This is a genomic window from Pantoea sp. WMus005 (assembly GCF_013415305.1).
Classification (GTDB): domain Bacteria; phylum Pseudomonadota; class Gammaproteobacteria; order Enterobacterales; family Enterobacteriaceae; genus Pantoea; species Pantoea rara.
The window spans coordinates 405,665-422,776 of the sequence record NZ_JACBXU010000003.1; the positions used below are offsets into that span (position 1 = coordinate 405,665).

Consider the following 17,112-nt stretch of genomic DNA (forward strand, 5'->3'; position numbering starts at 1 on the left):
GATATAAACCGGGATTTCCCGCTCAACCGGCATGCATCATGGCACGGGGGCGTGCACGTTCTCCACACCGACCGCACTGAGTAAGGCTACGACCGCGTTGAGTTTGTCCGCGCGATTGTGGATGGGGAAGTTGTTTCTTTTCGGGCTCCGTCTTCCACAAACAAACGTGATACTTTTCCGCTGAATTATGATGGCAGAACCGATGACGGGTATGTGCTGTTAAAGCATCAGACCGATATCGGTGAAAAATGTAGCGTCGTATATTACTCACTGTACATGCATCTCATGGACCGGCTGGACCCGGCAATCAGAGCCGGAGCAAAAGTCTGGCGCAAGGACCGTATCGGGCAGGGTGGTATGGTTAGCGAAACCAATGCCTTTCACATTCAAGTGTTCTGTGACAACGAGAACATGCTGAAGCTGACCGGACGCATCACCCCTGAACTTGATGTCACCCGTGACGGCAGAACCGACACCCTTTATGGCGATATCCATTTTTATCTGCCGCCCGGTACAAACTTTTATGAATCGGTAACTGATGCTGCCTCATGCACACCGGCATCTTCGCTACACCGAGAATCACCTGTCTGATGCAGAAAACCACGTCCCGGAGAACATTATCCGGTGGCGGAATAACGTCAGCAGCGACCTGCATGAGGCGGCCAGCAGCGCCGGATTTTACTGGGGGGCAAGGGATATGGCCACCTACGCGGATGCCGAACATGTGCTGGAGCGGTGCAGCATCACTCCCCGGTTTAGCGGGATAAAGATTTACTACCGCAGCCCGGCCTTCTGGCGGGCCAGTGCCACCGTCAACTTGCCCGGCCAGATCGATAACGACCGATATCAGAGGCTGAATGGCTTTGATACCCGCTGCTGTGTCTACGGCAGTGCGATAGCCGTCCTCACCGAGCAGAAATTCCCGGACGGCCATAACAACCCGGCCAACGAAAAACCCGAATCAGACCAGCTAAGGAGAGGCTGATGAAAAAATTATTACTGTTGATAATAATCCCGTTTTTTTCCTCAGGAGAAATAACCCCGGAGATTAACACTCCAGATAACTTCAGTGAGTTGTCTTTCGACCAGCTAACATTACAGAGAGGCAACTACCTGGCAGATGCAATTGACTGCAAAATAATTTCATTAAAATTATTCCACCCATCTGAACATAATAAATACCCCCCATCAGCATCCTGGCTTCGTCTGTTCGCTGTTGATGTCATCAGAAACGGATACGGACCGGGGCAAGCATTACCTGAAAAAGTCTATCTTGATAAAAAAGCATGACTCTGGAGAAAGAAAAAGTCCATTTTGAACAAGGAAGGGACTCAGCGATCCCTTGAAATCTATGGCATCAAAAGCCTGAGCGAGTTACAACCTCTGGAATTGTATAATATCCGGTCCGTCAATGCCCGTGGCTATGCGGTAGTAAACCGCAACATTCCACTGGAGGAAAAAAAGAAAGGGGTGAAGAAAAAACTCTCATTCTGCCTGCTACAAAACCAGGGTTCTGCTGCTTTCTGCGGTTTCGGCTCAATAACTAATCTCATTGACGGTAAGGAAGTCGATTTCACCACCTATATGCTCAAATCACTTGAGACAGTTGAAATGGGGCTACCGAAAAGTGAAATAATTTTCAGTGATTAAATTCACCATAGGCCTGATTCAAATTTATATAAACAGCTAAGATGCTCATAAGCAAAAGGATCTGATAAGGATCTTTTTGCTTGTCCAGGCCTATCCTGAATTCTTACTCTAAGTTTACATTCCACAGAGCGTCAGCCACCCTCATCGCTTACTCCCCCAGGGCACTGATTATGTGCAACGCCCGTTACTGGCTCACCATCCCGGTGCCTTACGAATTCTGTTGCCGCTATTTATCTGATTATTATGATTTTAATTCCTGGCACGCCATTTGCTGAAGTCTGAACAGTAAGCAGCGTTCGACACAACTGATAGCAAATAGCTGGCTAGGGTTCCGGTTCACGCAGGTGAATGTCTGGTCCGAGAGCTGGCGACCTCTGCGAGGTTACACGGCGGGACAAAAGCCCGGGAGACAGCGGCACCATCTGGTGTCTTGCGCTGCTCCCGTTTTTTTGTGCCAACCAGAGGTCAACCATGAAGAAATTACCCCTCCTGACGCTTGTTATGTCTCTGGCGCTGCTGGTCAGCGCGCCGTCTTCCGCCGCAGTCAAAAAAGAGTTCAACATCTGCTGGACCATTTACGCAGGCTGGATGCCGTGGGGCACCATCAGCAATGAGAAAATCATTGATAAATGGGCCAGTAAATATGGCATTAAAATTCATATCACCCAGCTCAATGACTATATCGAGTCGATTAACCAGTACACCGCCGGACAGTTCGATGGCTGCACCATGACCAACATGGATGCCCTGACCATTCCTGCGGCAGGTGGTGTTGATTCCACGGCGCTAATCACCGGCAGCTATTCCGAGGGTAACGATGGCGTGGTGCTGAAAGGGGAAAATAAGAAACTCAGCGATCTGAAAGGGATGTCGGTCTATCTTCCGGCGCTGTCTGTTTCTCATTACCTGCTGGTGCGAGGTCTTGAGAAGGCCGGACTGCAGGAAAAAGATGTCAAAGTCGTGAACACCTCCGATGCCGATATCGTTTCGGCCTTCGGCACCAGCAACGTCAAAGCGGCCGTGGCCTGGAACCCGCAGCTTTCGGTCATTAAAAAGACCCCGCAAACCACTGAGGTCTTCAGCTCATCGGCCGTGCCGGGCGAGCTGATTGACATGATGGTGGTGAATACCGACACCCTGAAAGACAATCCCGCACTCGGCAAGGCGCTGACCGGCGCGTGGTTTGAGATGATGGCGAAAATGCAGGCCGGGGATACGCAGGCGCTGAGCGCAATGGCTGCCGATTCCGGTACTGACCTCGCAGGTTACAAGGCGCAGCTGAAAACCACCCACCTGTTCTGGACCCCCGCCGAAACCCAGACTTTTGTCGCTTCACCTGATATTGCGAAAACCATGCAGCGCGTCGCCGCGTTCTCCTTTGATAAAGGCTTACTGGGCGATGGCGCACAGAGCGCTGACTTCATCGGCATGAGCTTCCCTGGCAACGTCACCGTCGGCGATAAAGCCAACATCAAACTGCGCTTTGACGACAGCTATCTGAAGATGGCCGCTGCGGGCAAGCTCTAATCACCGATCTCAGGAGTTTTTGCCATGCGCCACATTAACCGCTATCCCCGACAGGGAATGCGCCTGACGCTGATGCTATTACCTTTTGTGTTGCTGATCGCCGTCTGGTTCATCAGTTCGGCGGTGCGTCTGGAGGCTAATCCCCAGGACAAACTGCTACCCGGTCTGTCGCAGATGATCGCGGCCATCGACCGGATGGCGTTTACCCCGGACAAGCGCAGTGGGGAATATCTGCTGTGGGCGGACACGTGGATCAGCTTAAGCCGCCTGCTGACCGGCCTCGTCATCTCTTCACTGATTGGTCTCTGCATCGGAGTGGCGGCGGGCGTCTTCCCGATGACCCGTGCCGCGCTGTCTCCGTTTATGACCGTGGTATCGATGATCCCGCCGCTGGCGCTGCTGCCGATGCTGTTTATCGTCTTTGGGCTGGATGAGCTGTCAAAAGTGATGCTGATCGTCATCGGCATTACGCCGATGCTGGCGCGTGATCTGGAACATCGGGCGCGCGAGATCCCCGCCGAACTGTTCATCAAAGCGCAAACCCTTGGGGCAAATAGCTGGACGGTGGTGCTGCGGGTCGTGCTGCCACAGCTCTTATCGCGGCTAATCACCTCGCTGCGTCTGCTGCTTGGCTCCGCATGGCTGTTTCTGATCTCAGCCGAAGCCATTTCCGCTACCGCCGGCCTGGGCTATCGCATTTTTCTGGTGCGTCGCTACATGGCGATGGATGTGATCATTCCTTATGTCATCTGGATCACGCTGCTGGCGTGGCTGATGGATCTTGCGCTGCGTCAGCTGCACAAAGCCTGTTTTCCCTGGGCGGAAGGAGGCCGGGAATGAGTTTTATCGATATCAAAAATATCTGGCAGGAGTATGGCGACCACGTGGTGCTGGAACGCATTAATCTGCAGGTGAAAGAGGGCGAGTTCTGCTCGCTGGTGGGGGCGTCCGGCTGCGGTAAGTCGACGTTTTTACGCCTGCTGCTCGGTCAGGAAAAGCCAACGCGGGGATCGATCACGCTGGATGGTGAACACCTGCCCGGAGAGCCGGATCGCAGTCGTGGCGTGGTGTTTCAGCGCTATTCCGTTTTCCCTCACCTCAACGTGCTGGATAACGTCGCCATTGGCCTCGAACTTCCGGCTTCACCCTTTACCGGTCGGCTGTTTGGTGCCAGGAAACGTCAGGCCCGGGAACAGGCAAAACAGATGCTGGTGAAAGTCGGGCTGGGCCATTCGCTGGATAAATATCCGGCTCAGCTTTCTGGCGGAATGCAACAGCGGCTGGCCATTGCTCAGGCATTTGTGATGCAGCCACGGGTGCTGCTACTGGATGAACCCTTTGGCGCGCTCGACCCCGGCATCCGCAAAGATATGCATGCACTGCTGCTCCAGCTGTGGAGCGAAACCCGGATGACGGTGTTTATGGTCACGCATGACCTCGCCGAAGGCTTCAATCTGGGTACCCGGCTGCTGGTGTTCGACAAAGTGCGCATCGACCCGCAGGCTCCCAATGCGTGGGGTGCGCGCATCACTTACGACATCCCGCTTAATGAAACGCGACTCTCTCAGCTGGCGGCCGGCAGTAAGAACAACATTTATCCTCTAAAGGAGATCGCTCAATGACAGAACTTTTTCATTCATCCCCAAGCCTGCGCGAAGAGCCGCTGCCCGGCGGCGCACATACCTCGCTGATTTTGCGCAAAGGGCAGATCCTGCGCCTGACCGATATCGAGGGCGGTGCGAACGTCAGCATGATGATGCTCAATCCGCACGAGAAAAGTGAACGGCTGAATCTGCCGGATACCCTGAAAGGCCAGCACACCGCACGCCTGACCACAGGCCACTGCTTCTACTCCGACATGGGCCGTGTATTGGCCGCGATCGTTGCGGATAGCTGCGGCTGGCATGATCCGTTTGGCGGCGTACTCAACGCGGCGGAAACACAGGAGAAGTACGGCGCCGGTCGCTATCAGGAACGGCGCAACGGCTTCACCCGTAACGGCATGGATAATCTGCTGGTTGAAATGGGCAAATGGGATCTGGGCCTGGAAGATCTGCTGATGGTCGTCAACTTTTTCAGCAAGGTTACCGTCGATGAACAGGGCCGCTTTGGGTTCAGCGCAGACAACAGCCGGGCCGGAGATTTCGTTGAGCTTTATGCGCCCATGGACGTGCTGATGGTACTGACCGCACTGCCACATCCGCAGGATCCTGCCACCGACTATCTCCCGCGTCCGGTCCAGCTGAGCTGGTATCAGGCCGACGATATACATGCCGTCAGCGCAGCAATGGTCACGCGCGGTGAAAACCAGCGCGCGTTTCACAACACCCAACTTTTTTCCCTGTAAGGAGACTGCGATGACACTTATCAATTTTGATCGTCGTCCTGAAGATGCTGTCTATCGCCACGTGATCCCGGCAGGTGAGCCGTGGCTGTTCGAGGTGAAAAAAGGGCAAACGCTGCGCCTGCTCGACCTCGAAGGGAATCAGGCGATTGATACCCTGTTTTACAACACCGATAACCCGCGGGAACGCTACGACCCTCAGCGAACGCTACGTCGTCAGGGAAAGGTCTATCTGACCACCGGCAGCGTGCTCTATTCGAATCTTGGTAATCCGCTGCTGACGATCATTGCCGATACCTGTGGCCGCCACGATACCCTGGGCGGTGCCTGTTCGCAGGAGAGCAACACCGTCCGTTATGCCCAGGATAAGCGTTACATGCACAGCTGTCGGGATAACTTCCTCTGCGCCTGCCTGCACGATGGCCGTCTTCATAAGCGCGATATCGGCGCTAACATCAACTTTTTCATGAACGTTCCGGTCACGCCTGAAGGCGGCCTGACCTTTGAAGACGGGTTATCTGCGCCCGGCAAATACGTTGAACTGGTCGCGATGTGTAACGTGATGGTGCTGATCTCCAACTGTCCGCAGCTGAATAACCCCTGCAACGGCTGGAACCCGACACCCGCTGAAGTGCTGGTCTGGAACTAAGCCAGCCCGCTGAACCACCCGCCGGCCGCCCGTTACGTGCCGGTCAGCCCCGGGGACGGCCCCAGGGAATTTCGAATTTTGCGGGACGACCCGCATCCCTGAGAGTTCGCTTATGTTTGATACCTTACTGATTGCCAATCGCGGTGCGATCGCCTGTCGCATCCTGCGCACGCTGCGTGCCATGCAGGTGAAAGGGGTCGCCGTCTATTCTGAAGCTGACCTGAGCAGTTTACATATCCGTGAGGCGGATTTGGCGCTGAGCCTGGGCGAAGGGCCTGCTGCACAAACCTATCTGGTGACGGAAAAAATCATCGCCGCCGCGCAGCAGAGCGGAGCCAAAGCGATCCATCCGGGCTACGGTTTTCTTTCTGAAAACGCCGCCTTTGCTGAGGCATGTGAGGCTGCGGGACTGATTTTTGTCGGTCCGACGCCCCAGCAGCTGCGGACCTTTGGCCTTAAACACACGGCCCGCGCGCTGGCAAAAGCCGAAGGTGTGCCGTTGCTTGAAGGCAGTGAACTGCTGACGGATGTCAGCGAAGCGCATCGCGCCGCAGAGCGTGTCGGCTATCCGGTGATGCTCAAAAGCACCGCGGGCGGCGGTGGCATTGGTATGCGCGTCTGTCGTGATGCGCAGGCGCTGTCAGACGCGTTTGAAACCGTGCAGCGTCTGGGCCAGAACAACTTCAGCGACGCCGGTGTGTTTCTTGAAAAATATATCGAACGCGCCCGGCATCTTGAAGTGCAGATTTTCGGTGATGGCAAGGGCAAGGTTATCGCGCTGGGCGTCCGCGACTGCTCGGTGCAGCGACGTAATCAGAAAGTGATTGAAGAAACCCCTGCGCCGAATCTGCCAGCTGGCATGGCCGACGCACTCTGCTCGGCGGCTATCGCCCTAGGGAAAGCGGTCAACTATCGCAGCGCCGGAACCGTAGAATTTGTCTATGACAGCGCAGCGCAGCAGTTCTATTTCCTCGAAGTGAATACGCGCCTGCAGGTTGAACATGGCGTGACGGAGCAGGTCTGGGGCGTGGATCTGGTGCAATGGATGATTGAGCTGGCGGCAGGCGATCTCCCCTCGCTTACCGCATTAGCCGCCGGGTTGCATCCGCAGGGCCATGCCGTGCAGGCACGCATTTACGCCGAAGATCCGGGTCGGCAGTTCCAGCCTTCGCCCGGACTATTAACCGAAGTCGTTTTCCCGGTGGCGGACGGTAAATCCCTGCGCATTGACCGCTGGGTGGAAGCGGGATGTGAAGTCCCGCCATTCTTCGACCCGATGCTGGCAAAAGCGATTGCTTTCAGCGCTACACGCGATGAAGCCATCGCCACCCTGGCACAGGCACTGGCGGAAACCCGTCTCTATGGCGTAGAAACCAACCGCCTCTATCTGTTACAGATTTTAGCCTTTGCCCCTTTCACGGCGGGTGAACCCTGGACCCGCTGCCTGGAGCAGCTCGGCTATCAGGCGGCAACGGTTGAGGTGCTGAGTGCAGGAACCCAGACCAGCGTTCAGGACTACCCCGGACGTCTGGGATACTGGGCAGTTGGTGTGCCGCCGTCAGGGCCGATGGATGATCGCGCCCTGCGTCTCGGCAACCGTCTGCTGGGCAATGCTGAAGGCGCCGCCGCGCTGGAAATCACCCTTAACGGACCCACCCTGAAATTTAACACTGCGATTCAGGCGGTGATCTGTGGCGCGCCGCTGAGTGTCGCGCTGGATGGCGTTGAACAGGCGATGGACACCGTGTTTACCATACCGGCCGGATCAACGCTGAAGCTGGGCGCGATGAATGGACCTGGCGTCAGAAGCTATCTCTGCCTGAGCGGTGGCATTCAGGTGCCAGACTATCTGGGCAGTAAAAGTACCTTTACCCTCGGACAGTTTGGCGGACACGCCGGACGGGCGCTGCGCAGCGGTGACGTAATGCATCTGGCTCCACAAGCCGCGAGCCCAGGCGGCGCGGAGCTGCCCATTGCGCTGCGCACAGAACTCGCTACGGTGCGCACGCTGAGAGTCATTTATGGTCCACATGGTGCACCTGAGTTCTTTGCGCCGGACTATATTGCGACGTTCTTTGCGACAGAATGGGAAGTGCACTTTAACTCCAGCCGTACCGGCGTGCGTCTGATGGGACCAAAGCCGATCTGGACCCGCGACAGCGGCGGCGAAGCGGGGCTGCACCCCTCGAACATTCATGACAACCCTTACGCCATCGGCGCGGTCGATTTTACCGGCGATATGCCGGTCATTCTGGGACCGGATGGCCCGAGTCTCGGCGGATTTGTCTGCCCGGTGACGGTTATCGAGGCGGACCTCTGGCAGCTGGGACAGCTCAAAGCCGGTGACAAAGTCCGGTTTGTGGCGGTGGATATCCCGACGGCCCGGAGACTGGCAGAGGGCAGACGCAGCGAGCTGACCATGCTCCAGCCACAGAACATTCACTGGAAGCCTGCGCCGCTGACTTCGCCCATCGTGATGACCTGCGGTGAAGCGGCTAAACGCCTGGTGGCGCGTCTCTCTGGCGATACGCACTTGCTGCTGGAGGCAGGCGAGCCGGAACTGGATCTGGTGCTGCGTTTTCGCATTCACGCGTTAATGCAGGCGCTGGAAGCGCAATCCCGTATGGGCATTATTGATATCACGCCAGGGATCCGCTCGCTGCAAATCCACTTCCAGCCGGAAACACTGACGCTTGATGTGCTGCTGGCATGGGTGCGCGGAGAGTGGGAGAGGGTTTGCATGAGTGATGACCTGCAGGTGCCCACACGTGTGGTGCATCTGCCGCTCTCCTGGGACGATCCGGCCTGTCAGAAGGCCATTGAAAAATATATGACCACCGTGCGACCGGATGCGCCCTGGTGCCCGAGCAATCTTGAGTTTATCCGCCGGATAAACGATTTGCCGGATGAGCAGGCCGTCTGGAATACCGTGTTTGAAGCCAGCTATCTGGTGATGGGGCTGGGCGATGTCTATCTTGGCGCGCCGGTCGCCACGCCGCTGGATCCCCGCCATCGGCTGGTGACCACGAAATATAACCCGGCCAGGACCTGGACGGCGGAAAACTCGGTTGGTATCGGCGGCGCTTATCTGTGCGTTTATGGCATGGAGGGGCCAGGCGGCTATCAGTTTGTCGGACGCACGCTGCAGATGTGGAACCGATATCACGAAGTGGCCGATTTTGGCGGTAAACCCTGGCTGCTGCGCTTTTTCGATCAGATCCGTTTTTATCCGGTTTCAGCGGAAGAACTATTGCAGATTCGTCGCGATTTTCCACTGGGTCGCTATCCGCTGCGTATTGAGCACAGCACACTGCGGCTGGCGGAGTATCAGGATTTCCTCGTCCGTGAAGCGGAAAGTATCGGCGAGTTTCGCGATCATCAGCAAAGCGCATTTAATGCTGAACGTGACCGCTGGATAGCCAGCGGCCAGGCGCATTACGACAGTCAGGAAAGTGCGGTGAATGAAGGCGGCGATGCACCGCTGCAGGCAGGTGAGCAGGGCGTTGAAAGCCCGGTTTCGGGTAATCTATGGCAGGTGCAGGCGACGGCGGGCAGCCGGGTGCGTGAAGGCGATATCCTGGTAGTGCTGGAGTCGATGAAAATGGAGATCCCGCTTCTGGCGCCGTGCGACGGCATTATTCAGCAGGTCAGCGTGCAGCCAGGCAGCGCAGTGCGTGCAGGGCAGCGCGTGGCGGTCATTGTTGAGGATAATGCACGAGGATGAGCAGAGTAGGTGGTGCCGTGAAAGTTGCGCCCACTGCTTTAGAACCGGGCGCAGGTTATGAGCTCGCGCCCGGCTCGCTTAACCAGCGGAACATCGCCTCACTGCCAGGCTGGCTCAGCGTACGTTGCGGCCAGGCAAGGAAGTAGGGCTTGCTCAGCGGCAGGCAAAGATTATCCACCACAACCAGATCGCCACGCGCCAGTTCCGGCGCGATGAGGCGTCGCTGCCCCAGCAGCAGTCCTGTACCCGCGACCGCCGCGTCAATGGCCAGCGAGGTCAGATTGAAGCTGAATGCGGGCTGCGGCCGGGGTTCATCCATGCCTTTGGCCTGAAACCAGCTTTGCCAGTCCGGCAGGAACCGTCCTTCATTACCCCAGTCGAGATGGATTAAGGGTGCCTCGCTCAGAACCGTTTCTGGGGTGAAGCGTTGCAGCAGAACCGGACTGGCCACCGGCAGCACCTCATCATGAAAGAGCTTAAGTTTGTCTAACTGTGGGTAACGATCTTCACCAAAGCAGATGACAAAATCGGCAGGCATCGCGGTGAAATCGACCTGAGCATGCGTGCCGTATAATGAGAGATCAATATCCGGACAAAGGTCACGCCAGCTCGCCAGCCGGGGCAAAAGCCATTTCGACGCCAGCGCCGGTAATGCGTAGACCGTGAGTTTTGGCGCACTGGCCGCATGGCGGATGTTTTGCTGACCGAGGTGAAGAATATCAAAGGCTTCGGTGACATAGCGCAGATACTCTTTACCCGTGTCAGTCAGCATCACGCCGCTCTGCGTGCGCAGAAAAAGGGTGCTGCCGAGTTGCTCCTCCAGCTGGCGAATCTGCTGACTAACTGCCGCGGGGGTTATTGCCAGCTGGGCGGCAGCTTTTGCCAGGCTGCCCAGTTCGGCGGCCACCTTAAATGACTGTATAACGCTGATTTTTGGCAGCCGTGGCAATTGGGCAGGCATTAACTCTTCCTTATGCGTGCAGTAAGTTTTTATCGTTACGCAGCGTGGCGGGTGACAGGTAGAGTACCATTACACCTGCCCATCGTGAGAATGGTTACTATGTCTGGTTCCCTTGTTCGTCTCGATCTTCATCCGCTGGCCGATCATGGCTGGCGTCAACGCTGTCGTGAGCAATTAAAACAGTCGGGCGCGCTGGTACTGCGTCAGTTTTTAAAACCACAGGCTTTAGAGGCGATCATTGAAGAGGGTAATGCGCAGCGTCATCTGGCCTATCACACCCACAGCAAACACAATGTCTATCTGATGAAGCCTGATGACGCTTTCAGCGCCGATCATCCGCGCAATCGGGATGTGCTCAGTACCAAAGGTTGTATCACGGATGATGTGATCGCTGCCGACTCACCGCTGCGTCAGCTTTATAATGACATCCTGTTCCAGCGTTTCCTGTGTGATGTGCTGGAAGAGAAAGCGCTCTATCCTTACGCTGATCCGCTTTCCTCAATCAACCTGCATTACGCGCCTCACGGACAGGAACTCGGCTGGCATTTCGACAACTCCTCCTTTGCTATCACCTTGCTGGTACAAAAACCACTGGCGGGCGGGCTGTTTCAGTATGTGAAGGATCTGCGGGATGCCGATGCCGGTGAGATGAACTTCGCAGGCGTTGACGCAGTGCTGGACGAGCGCCAGCCGGTTGACGCGCTAGAGATTGACGCCGGCGATCTGGTACTTTTTCGCGGTCGGAACTCTTTGCATCGCGTAACCCCAACCGAAGGCGAGGTCACGAGGATGCTTGCCGTGCTGGCTTACAATACTCAGCCGGATATTGCCTTATCAGAAACCGCGCGTATGACGTTTTACGGCAGACTCTGACATCAGGGCGCGTCGGTCAGGGCACGCCAGCCGATTACTTCAGCGTCATCGGCAGGTTGCCAGCAGAAGCCAGATGAGGTTTGATTACAGGATTAACCTCTGTCAGGCTTCCAATCACAAGTGCGCATAATCTATCTTATGTTAAATAAGAGAGAATGACGCATTGCCAACCCTGCTACCACCTCACAAAGGTGCGTTATAAGCAGAGCTGACGCCGGGTATCAGGCATTGAGCTGATTAATGACAGTAGAAAACTCATTCACGCCGCTATTAATTTCCTGGAAGCTTCTTCCCAGATCGCTAATTTTGTCATTTTCACTTGAAATGATATTTTTTATTTCATCAAGCTGATGATACATATCATTGATAAGCCGGTTGTTCTCTTCAATGACAGCGGTAATTTTCTGCGTTGATGTGGAGGTGGATGCTGCCAGTCGCCTGACCTCTTCCGCCACTACAGCGAATCCTCTGCCAGCTTCGCCGGCTCGTGCAGCTTCTATAGCTGCGTTGAGCGCCAGAATGTTGGTCTGAGACGTGATACTGCTGATTGTTGATATTATCTCACTGATATTGACTGCAGATTCGTAAAGTTTTTTGCTAACTTCAGCAGCGACTTCCACCTTATCGGATACCAGCATGGAATTTCTGACAGTTTCATCTAATACTTCTTTGGCATTATGCGAGATCTGAGAAGTCTCTTCCGAAGTAGTCACTGCAATATCAGCAATTCTTCTCGCATTTTCGACTCTGACAGTGATGTCCGACGCAATTTTGATGACTTTTTCGATCGCGCCATTGGCATCAAGAACGGGTGTATAGTTCGCTTCGAGCCAGACCCGCTCACCTGCAATGTTTTTTCTTTCAAATCGCCCGCTGAAAGAGTGTCCCCCTCTTATTTTCGCCCAGAAATCCGGATTTTTAGTATAAAAATCATTAAAACAAAATATCCGATGATGTTTACCGATAATATTATCGCGCTGATAACCCATTAACTTCAGAAAGTTGTCGTTTGCGCCTAATACCTCACCCTCTGTGGTAAATTCTATCAGGGCCATCGAAGCGTTAATCGCACTGATTATGGCTTCTTTACTTTTGAGTTTTTTATGTTCTTCTGTGATATCACTCGCTATTTTTATTACTCTTATCACCTCATTATGTTTATTCCTTACAGGGAAATATGAACCGCCAATATAAAAAACGGATTTATCTTTCCTGCAACGTTCAAACACACCGTTTATCGACTCTCCTGAAGATAAAGCCTGCCAGAACCTCGCATACTCCGGGGTTTTGGTGTACCTGCTTTGGCAGAATAAACTGTGATGCATACCGACAACTTCATTCAGGGAGTAGCCTGTCATATCGAGGAACATATCATTCGCCATAATGACCTGACCCTGGGGAGAAAACTCTACCCATCCCATCGCGCATTTGATTGCGCTGACGTCATCAGCCATGTCCAGGGAATTGGGTTTTGTCACCCTGTGTACGACTTTACTAAGATTAAACATGCAAACCTCACGAGGCGACGGTTATCTATCTTCGTTTTTCATTCACGTAATTCCGCATCAGCTGAATACCTGTGACATGCAATAAAAATCGTTTTGCACACATGTGGCGTTACTGATGTAGTCCTGCCAATCTGGTTATTCCCGGAAAAACATGTTTATGCCTGAAAGCATACCTTCTGTGTATTATCGGAAGAGATTATCGGGACTTTAGTTTTAGTTAAGTTTTCAGGGCGCATCGAATCAGCCAGCGTTAAATGAAATTATTGGAATTAACAGGCGCGTCAGTGAAAGGAAGAGATAAGTCCGAAGAGCATCAGGCAGGCACGGTAGTTTCGCGCTTAAGAAACGTTAAGGAGTGAACAGCAATTTCAGGTCAGTCAGATTAAAATGGCCCCGGCACACTGACCGGGGCGTTATGATGATTACTCTTTTGCTATCGGCGTCTCGCTCACATCAATCTTCGTCTCACCCTGCATGCCCTTAATGCGTTTCTCAACGTCATTGACCTGCTCGCTGCTGTGCAACAAGGTGTATGTCAGATCAAACGCTGTGCTGGCTCCAGGCTGCAGTTGCTTAACACGCTTTTGTTCGCGTTCAATTGTGACCGGATAGGCATAACTTGTCCCTGGCTCGATGCCGGTCACATAGCCCTGTTTCAGCGTGTCGGTGTTTTTCCATAACGTCAGCATCGGAAGCTGACGGGTATCGAACTGAATCGATGCACCGCTGTTTCCGGCTTTATTGATCACCGCAGCGACAGTCTGATGATTGCTGTCTGAAAGTGGCTTGATGTTGAACACCATCTCATCAAAGTCTTTGGTCGGACCTTTGTAGGTCTGCCAGTCCTTTAGCCCGGCTTTCGCGTAGTCATTGAACGGGCTGATGCCGGACATGGGTGCCAGGAAGCGCGCGCCCTCTTCCAGAATAGGTTTACCGAAGTTGCTGTGATAGATGATCTGGTAATCGTGCGGATAGTCACCGTGATTCGTTAACACATCGTGCAGGCTGAAACTGTTGCTGCCTGGCACGTAACGCAGCTCGGTCATGGTCTGCAAATCAGCTTTCTTGAAGGTACTCTCTTTTATCAGGCCGCGAATACGGATTTCGTGTGGTGCCGCATCTGCCACTTCAACTTCCAGCTGAGAAACCGGAGTATTCCCCGCTTTACCGTGCAGCGTATAGATTCGTCCCTGATCGGTGACCGGATGACCGGTCCATTCGTAGCCGCAGCGCACCATCATCTCGTTGAAACCGTCCAGCCAGCCCAGACCGTTGCGGCTCTCAAGATTGATGTAGGCAGGATTGACGACCTCTTTAACCGGTGAATCCCAGCCCATACGAGTGCCAAAGCCTTCAACGCGCAGTAAGTTCATGCCACGGGTCGGGCTAAGCGTGATGGTAAGACCATCCTGACTGTGGATTGTGATGATTTTACTGCCTTCCTGCTTGCCGCCATGCAGGACTTTCTGCTCGATGCTGAACGGCTTGCCCTGAGACTTCAGCTCACTACTGGAAATCTTCCAGTTTCCCTGTTCTGTGCCCTGTTCAGCACTTGTCAGCACCCAGGTTTTTGCCGCTGCAGAACCTGAAACCAGTACTGCCAGTACCGTTAACGCCAGTTTGATCTTCATCATTCGCCCCAATTTGCTGAATCGTTTTTTCATGCCGTAAGGGAAATTTACTTAATGGGACTGAAGATAAACGTGATGATGCTCACCTGTTGAGAAAAGGCAGTGAGTTAGCCGCATTATTGTGGCCTGAATCACACTGATGACAGCGAGAGAGGGATAAAAACAGGGAATCAGGTGAAATTTGCTGACACTAGCTTTATTCGATTCAGCTTAAAGGCAAGGTTCTGATAAAGGCGGGCTGATGAAGCACAATGAAAAAAACATGAAAAAAAAATCTTCTGCCGCGCAACTTTTTCCATTTTTAAACGAACCTTTTATCAGAGCCGTCAGACAACCCCGTCTGTTCGTCAATGGAGAGAGTAATGCCAATGAAAAACACCCTGAAAACCCTGGCCGTCGCAACGCTACTGGCACTGAGTGTTCCGGCAACATCCGCCTTTGCGGCGTTACAGGTTGGTGAAAAAGCGCCGGACTTCAAACTCGACGCCGCTCTCGCGGGTAAATCGACCACCTTCTCTTTGCAGCAGGCCCTGAAAAAAGGCCCGGTTGTCCTTTACTTCTTCCCGGCTGCGTTCAGCGCTGGCTGTACGCTCGAAGCACATGACTTTGCTGAAGCGACAGATGAATTCAAAAAACAGGGAGCGACCGTGATCGGTGTCACCGCAGGCAATACCGATCAGATTGCTAAATTCTCGCAGCTGGAATGCCGTGACAAATTTACCGTCGCAGCCGATCCCGGTGCCAAAGTGGCGGCAGAATATAAGAGCACGATGGAGATGAAAGGTCAGAAGCTCTCAGACCGCACCTCTTATGTGATTGCGCCCGACGGCAAGATTCTGCTGAGCTTCACCGATAAAAATCCTGATACGCATATTCAGAAAGCGATGGATGCCGTTAAAAAATATCGTCAGGCCAATCCGGCATAACTTCATCTTCTGAGCAGGTACATCATGCTGACTGCGATTGCAGCCGCCTTCCTGGGCGGCATTATTCTGAACCTTATGCCCTGCGTGTTTCCGGTGATCTCGCTGAAAGCGCTGAGCCTGATCCGCCATCATGAATCGCCTTCGCACGCCCGCGCAGAGGGCCTGGCCTTCTTACTGGGCGTCGTAGTGACGATGGTTGCGCTGACCGCGGTATTGCTTCTGGCAAGAGCAGGTGGTGCTTCGGTGGGCTGGGGGTTCCAGCTGCAATCGCCGCTGGTGATCGCCGCGCTGATTCTGGTGATGCTCGGCTCAGCACTGAACCTGCTCGGACTGTTTGAAGTGGGATTATCAGTACAGCGGGTTGGCGAAATGGGCGGCAGTCGCGGAGGTTTCGTGGGTTCAGCACTGACCGGCGCGCTGGCCATCATTGTCGCCACCCCCTGTAGCGCTCCCTTTATGGCCAGCGCGGTAGGCTATGCTCTGACTCAGCCTCCACTGGTGAGTCTGGTCATCTTTATTTCACTGGCGCTGGGCTTTGCTGCGCCTTTTACCCTGATCTCTTTCTTCCCGGTGCTGGCGAGGATATTACCAAAGCCGGGTGCATGGATGATCACCTTAAAACAGGGTCTGGCGTTCCCGATGCTGGGCGCGGTCGGCTGGCTCATCTGGGTACTCGAACGTCAGGCGGGATCGTCGGCACTGGCTGCGATTCTGGCCTGCTGCTTACTGTTTAGTTTTGCCGCCTGGCTGTATGGTATGGCGCAGAAACGCCGTATGATGGGACAGCGCCATGTGGTAATGCATGTTGCGACTGCTTTCTTCCTGGCGCTGGTCATGGTGCCATTATTAAATCTGAACAGTTTTGCCAGCGCGCCCGCTGAAACGGAAACGGCCTCACAGGCCGCTGCCGCCGTAGCCTGGTCGCCGCAGAACGTTGATGCTATTAAAGGCCAGGGCAAGCCCATCCTGGTGAACTTTACCGCGTCCTGGTGTATTACCTGCCAGGTGAACGATCGCACCTCGCTCTCGACGCAGGCGGTAAAAGCCGCAATGGCGCGGACCAGTACCATTTATATGGTCGCAGATTCGACCAAATACAATCCTGATGTTGAACAGGCGCTGAGCGATTTCGGACGCGGTGGATTGCCACTCTACGTGGTCTACCCGGCCGACGGCGGTAAACCGGTGGTGCTGCCGCAGGTGCTCACCCCTGGCATTGTGATTTCAGCGCTGAATCAGGCGACGGAAAAAGGAAAGAAAACCTGAGACGATTAATGAAGCGATTTTCTGGCGTGTTGTCAGGCCACGGCGACTGTGTG

The 17,112-nt window shown here is 54.3% G+C and carries 16 protein-coding genes and 1 riboswitch; of the genes, 13 read left to right on the forward strand and 3 right to left on the reverse strand.

Translation table 11 applies throughout. The features are described from left to right. The first annotated feature begins 285 nt into the window (after positions 1–285). The 10 genes from HZZ01_RS21030 (at position 286) to uca (ending at position 9,894) form a co-directional block, all read left to right on the forward strand. Positions 286–591 (forward strand): hypothetical protein, encoded by a 306-nt coding sequence (locus tag HZZ01_RS21030; protein ID WP_255434240.1) that lies wholly within the window; start codon positions 286–288, stop codon positions 589–591. Beyond that, a complete protein-coding gene (locus tag HZZ01_RS21035) occupies positions 539–985 on the forward strand; it encodes a hypothetical protein (protein ID WP_255434241.1) in 447 nt (148 codons plus the stop codon). Before HZZ01_RS21030 ends, HZZ01_RS21035 begins: the two co-directional genes overlap by 53 nt. Next, positions 985–1,290, forward strand: a complete 306-nt coding sequence (locus HZZ01_RS21040; protein ID WP_255434242.1) for a hypothetical protein — start codon at positions 985–987, stop codon at positions 1,288–1,290. Before HZZ01_RS21035 ends, HZZ01_RS21040 begins: the two co-directional genes overlap by 1 nt. Before the next feature lie 24 nt (positions 1,291–1,314). Further along, positions 1,315–1,650, forward strand: coding sequence for a hypothetical protein (locus HZZ01_RS21045; protein ID WP_255434243.1), 336 nt, complete (start codon positions 1,315–1,317; stop codon positions 1,648–1,650). 312 nt (positions 1,651–1,962) lie between these two features. Further along, positions 1,963–2,061, forward strand: a riboswitch (guanidine-I (ykkC/yxkD leader). Between the two features lie 60 nt (positions 2,062–2,121). After that, a complete protein-coding gene (locus HZZ01_RS14680) occupies positions 2,122–3,177 on the forward strand; it encodes a putative urea ABC transporter substrate-binding protein (RefSeq protein WP_179898329.1) in 1,056 nt (351 codons plus the stop codon). Positions 3,178–3,201: 24 nt separating this feature from the next. Continuing rightward, positions 3,202–4,017, forward strand: coding sequence for an ABC transporter permease (locus tag HZZ01_RS14685; protein ID WP_090965396.1), 816 nt, complete (start codon positions 3,202–3,204; stop codon positions 4,015–4,017). After that, positions 4,014–4,799 carry an ABC transporter ATP-binding protein gene (locus HZZ01_RS14690; RefSeq protein WP_179898330.1) on the forward strand — a complete coding sequence of 262 codons (786 nt, stop codon included), beginning with the start codon at positions 4,014–4,016 and terminating at the stop codon, positions 4,797–4,799. Before HZZ01_RS14685 ends, HZZ01_RS14690 begins: the two co-directional genes overlap by 4 nt. After that, positions 4,796–5,524 carry an urea amidolyase associated protein UAAP1 gene (locus tag HZZ01_RS14695; RefSeq protein ID WP_179898331.1) on the forward strand — a complete coding sequence of 243 codons (729 nt, stop codon included), beginning with the start codon at positions 4,796–4,798 and terminating at the stop codon, positions 5,522–5,524. Before HZZ01_RS14690 ends, HZZ01_RS14695 begins: the two co-directional genes overlap by 4 nt. A gap of 10 nt (positions 5,525–5,534) precedes the next feature. Beyond that, positions 5,535–6,170, forward strand: a complete 636-nt coding sequence (locus tag HZZ01_RS14700) for an urea amidolyase associated protein UAAP2 (protein WP_179898332.1) — start codon at positions 5,535–5,537, stop codon at positions 6,168–6,170. A 112-nt stretch (positions 6,171–6,282) separates the two neighbouring features. After that, positions 6,283–9,894: an urea carboxylase gene (uca, locus tag HZZ01_RS14705; protein ID WP_179898333.1), complete on the forward strand. Its 3,612-nt coding sequence runs from the start codon at positions 6,283–6,285 to the stop codon at positions 9,892–9,894. 55 nt (positions 9,895–9,949) lie between these two features. On the opposite strand, the gene HZZ01_RS14710 is transcribed toward uca, so the two are convergent. Beyond that, positions 9,950–10,855 carry a LysR substrate-binding domain-containing protein gene (locus HZZ01_RS14710; RefSeq protein WP_179898334.1) on the reverse strand — a complete coding sequence of 302 codons (906 nt, stop codon included), beginning with the start codon at positions 10,853–10,855 and terminating at the stop codon, positions 9,950–9,952. A 99-nt stretch (positions 10,856–10,954) separates the two neighbouring features. Between HZZ01_RS14710 and HZZ01_RS14715 the strand changes: the two genes are divergently transcribed. Continuing rightward, the gene (locus HZZ01_RS14715) at positions 10,955–11,728 is read left to right on the forward strand and encodes a 2OG-Fe(II) oxygenase family protein (RefSeq protein WP_179898335.1); all 774 of its coding nucleotides are present in this window, start codon (positions 10,955–10,957) and stop codon (positions 11,726–11,728) included. A gap of 221 nt (positions 11,729–11,949) precedes the next feature. Here HZZ01_RS14715 and HZZ01_RS14720 read toward each other — a convergent pair whose 3' ends face one another. Together HZZ01_RS14720 and HZZ01_RS14725 are read right to left on the reverse strand one after the other, a co-directional pair. After that, positions 11,950–13,236: a PAS domain-containing methyl-accepting chemotaxis protein gene (locus HZZ01_RS14720; protein ID WP_179898336.1), complete on the reverse strand. Its 1,287-nt coding sequence runs from the start codon at positions 13,234–13,236 to the stop codon at positions 11,950–11,952. 422 nt (positions 13,237–13,658) lie between these two features. Next, a complete protein-coding gene (locus HZZ01_RS14725) occupies positions 13,659–14,867 on the reverse strand; it encodes an aldose 1-epimerase family protein (protein ID WP_179898392.1) in 1,209 nt (402 codons plus the stop codon). A 362-nt stretch (positions 14,868–15,229) separates the two neighbouring features. Between HZZ01_RS14725 and HZZ01_RS14730 the strand changes: the two genes are divergently transcribed. Then, a complete protein-coding gene (locus HZZ01_RS14730; protein ID WP_179898337.1) occupies positions 15,230–15,793 on the forward strand; it encodes a peroxiredoxin in 564 nt (187 codons plus the stop codon). 24 nt (positions 15,794–15,817) lie between these two features. After that, entirely contained in the window at positions 15,818–17,059 is a 1,242-nt protein-coding gene (locus HZZ01_RS14735; RefSeq protein ID WP_179898338.1) for a protein-disulfide reductase DsbD, read from the forward strand. Positions 17,060–17,112: the final 53 nt, after the last annotated feature.

What these genes read in the sequence shown, in the direction of transcription:
- HZZ01_RS21030 (WP_255434240.1), top strand. Translation starts at nt 286, where the DNA reads ATGGACCGGCTGGACCCGGCAATCAGAGCCGGAGCAAAAGTCTGGCGC.
- HZZ01_RS21035 (WP_255434241.1), top strand. Translation starts at nt 539, where the DNA reads ATGCTGCCTCATGCACACCGGCATCTTCGCTACACCGAGAATCACCTG.
- HZZ01_RS21040 (WP_255434242.1), top strand. Translation starts at nt 985, where the DNA reads ATGAAAAAATTATTACTGTTGATAATAATCCCGTTTTTTTCCTCAGGA.
- HZZ01_RS14680 (WP_179898329.1), top strand. Translation starts at nt 2,122, where the DNA reads ATGAAGAAATTACCCCTCCTGACGCTTGTTATGTCTCTGGCGCTGCTG.
- HZZ01_RS14685 (WP_090965396.1), top strand. Translation starts at nt 3,202, where the DNA reads ATGCGCCACATTAACCGCTATCCCCGACAGGGAATGCGCCTGACGCTG.
- HZZ01_RS14690 (WP_179898330.1), top strand. Translation starts at nt 4,014, where the DNA reads ATGAGTTTTATCGATATCAAAAATATCTGGCAGGAGTATGGCGACCAC.
- HZZ01_RS14695 (WP_179898331.1), top strand. Translation starts at nt 4,796, where the DNA reads ATGACAGAACTTTTTCATTCATCCCCAAGCCTGCGCGAAGAGCCGCTG.
- HZZ01_RS14700 (WP_179898332.1), top strand. Translation starts at nt 5,535, where the DNA reads ATGACACTTATCAATTTTGATCGTCGTCCTGAAGATGCTGTCTATCGC.
- uca (WP_179898333.1), top strand. Translation starts at nt 6,283, where the DNA reads ATGTTTGATACCTTACTGATTGCCAATCGCGGTGCGATCGCCTGTCGC.
- HZZ01_RS14710 (WP_179898334.1), bottom strand. Translation starts at nt 10,855, where the DNA reads ATGCCTGCCCAATTGCCACGGCTGCCAAAAATCAGCGTTATACAGTCA.
- HZZ01_RS14715 (WP_179898335.1), top strand. Translation starts at nt 10,955, where the DNA reads ATGTCTGGTTCCCTTGTTCGTCTCGATCTTCATCCGCTGGCCGATCAT.
- HZZ01_RS14720 (WP_179898336.1), bottom strand. Translation starts at nt 13,236, where the DNA reads ATGTTTAATCTTAGTAAAGTCGTACACAGGGTGACAAAACCCAATTCC.
- HZZ01_RS14725 (WP_179898392.1), bottom strand. Translation starts at nt 14,867, where the DNA reads ATGAAGATCAAACTGGCGTTAACGGTACTGGCAGTACTGGTTTCAGGT.
- HZZ01_RS14730 (WP_179898337.1), top strand. Translation starts at nt 15,230, where the DNA reads ATGCCAATGAAAAACACCCTGAAAACCCTGGCCGTCGCAACGCTACTG.
- HZZ01_RS14735 (WP_179898338.1), top strand. Translation starts at nt 15,818, where the DNA reads ATGCTGACTGCGATTGCAGCCGCCTTCCTGGGCGGCATTATTCTGAAC.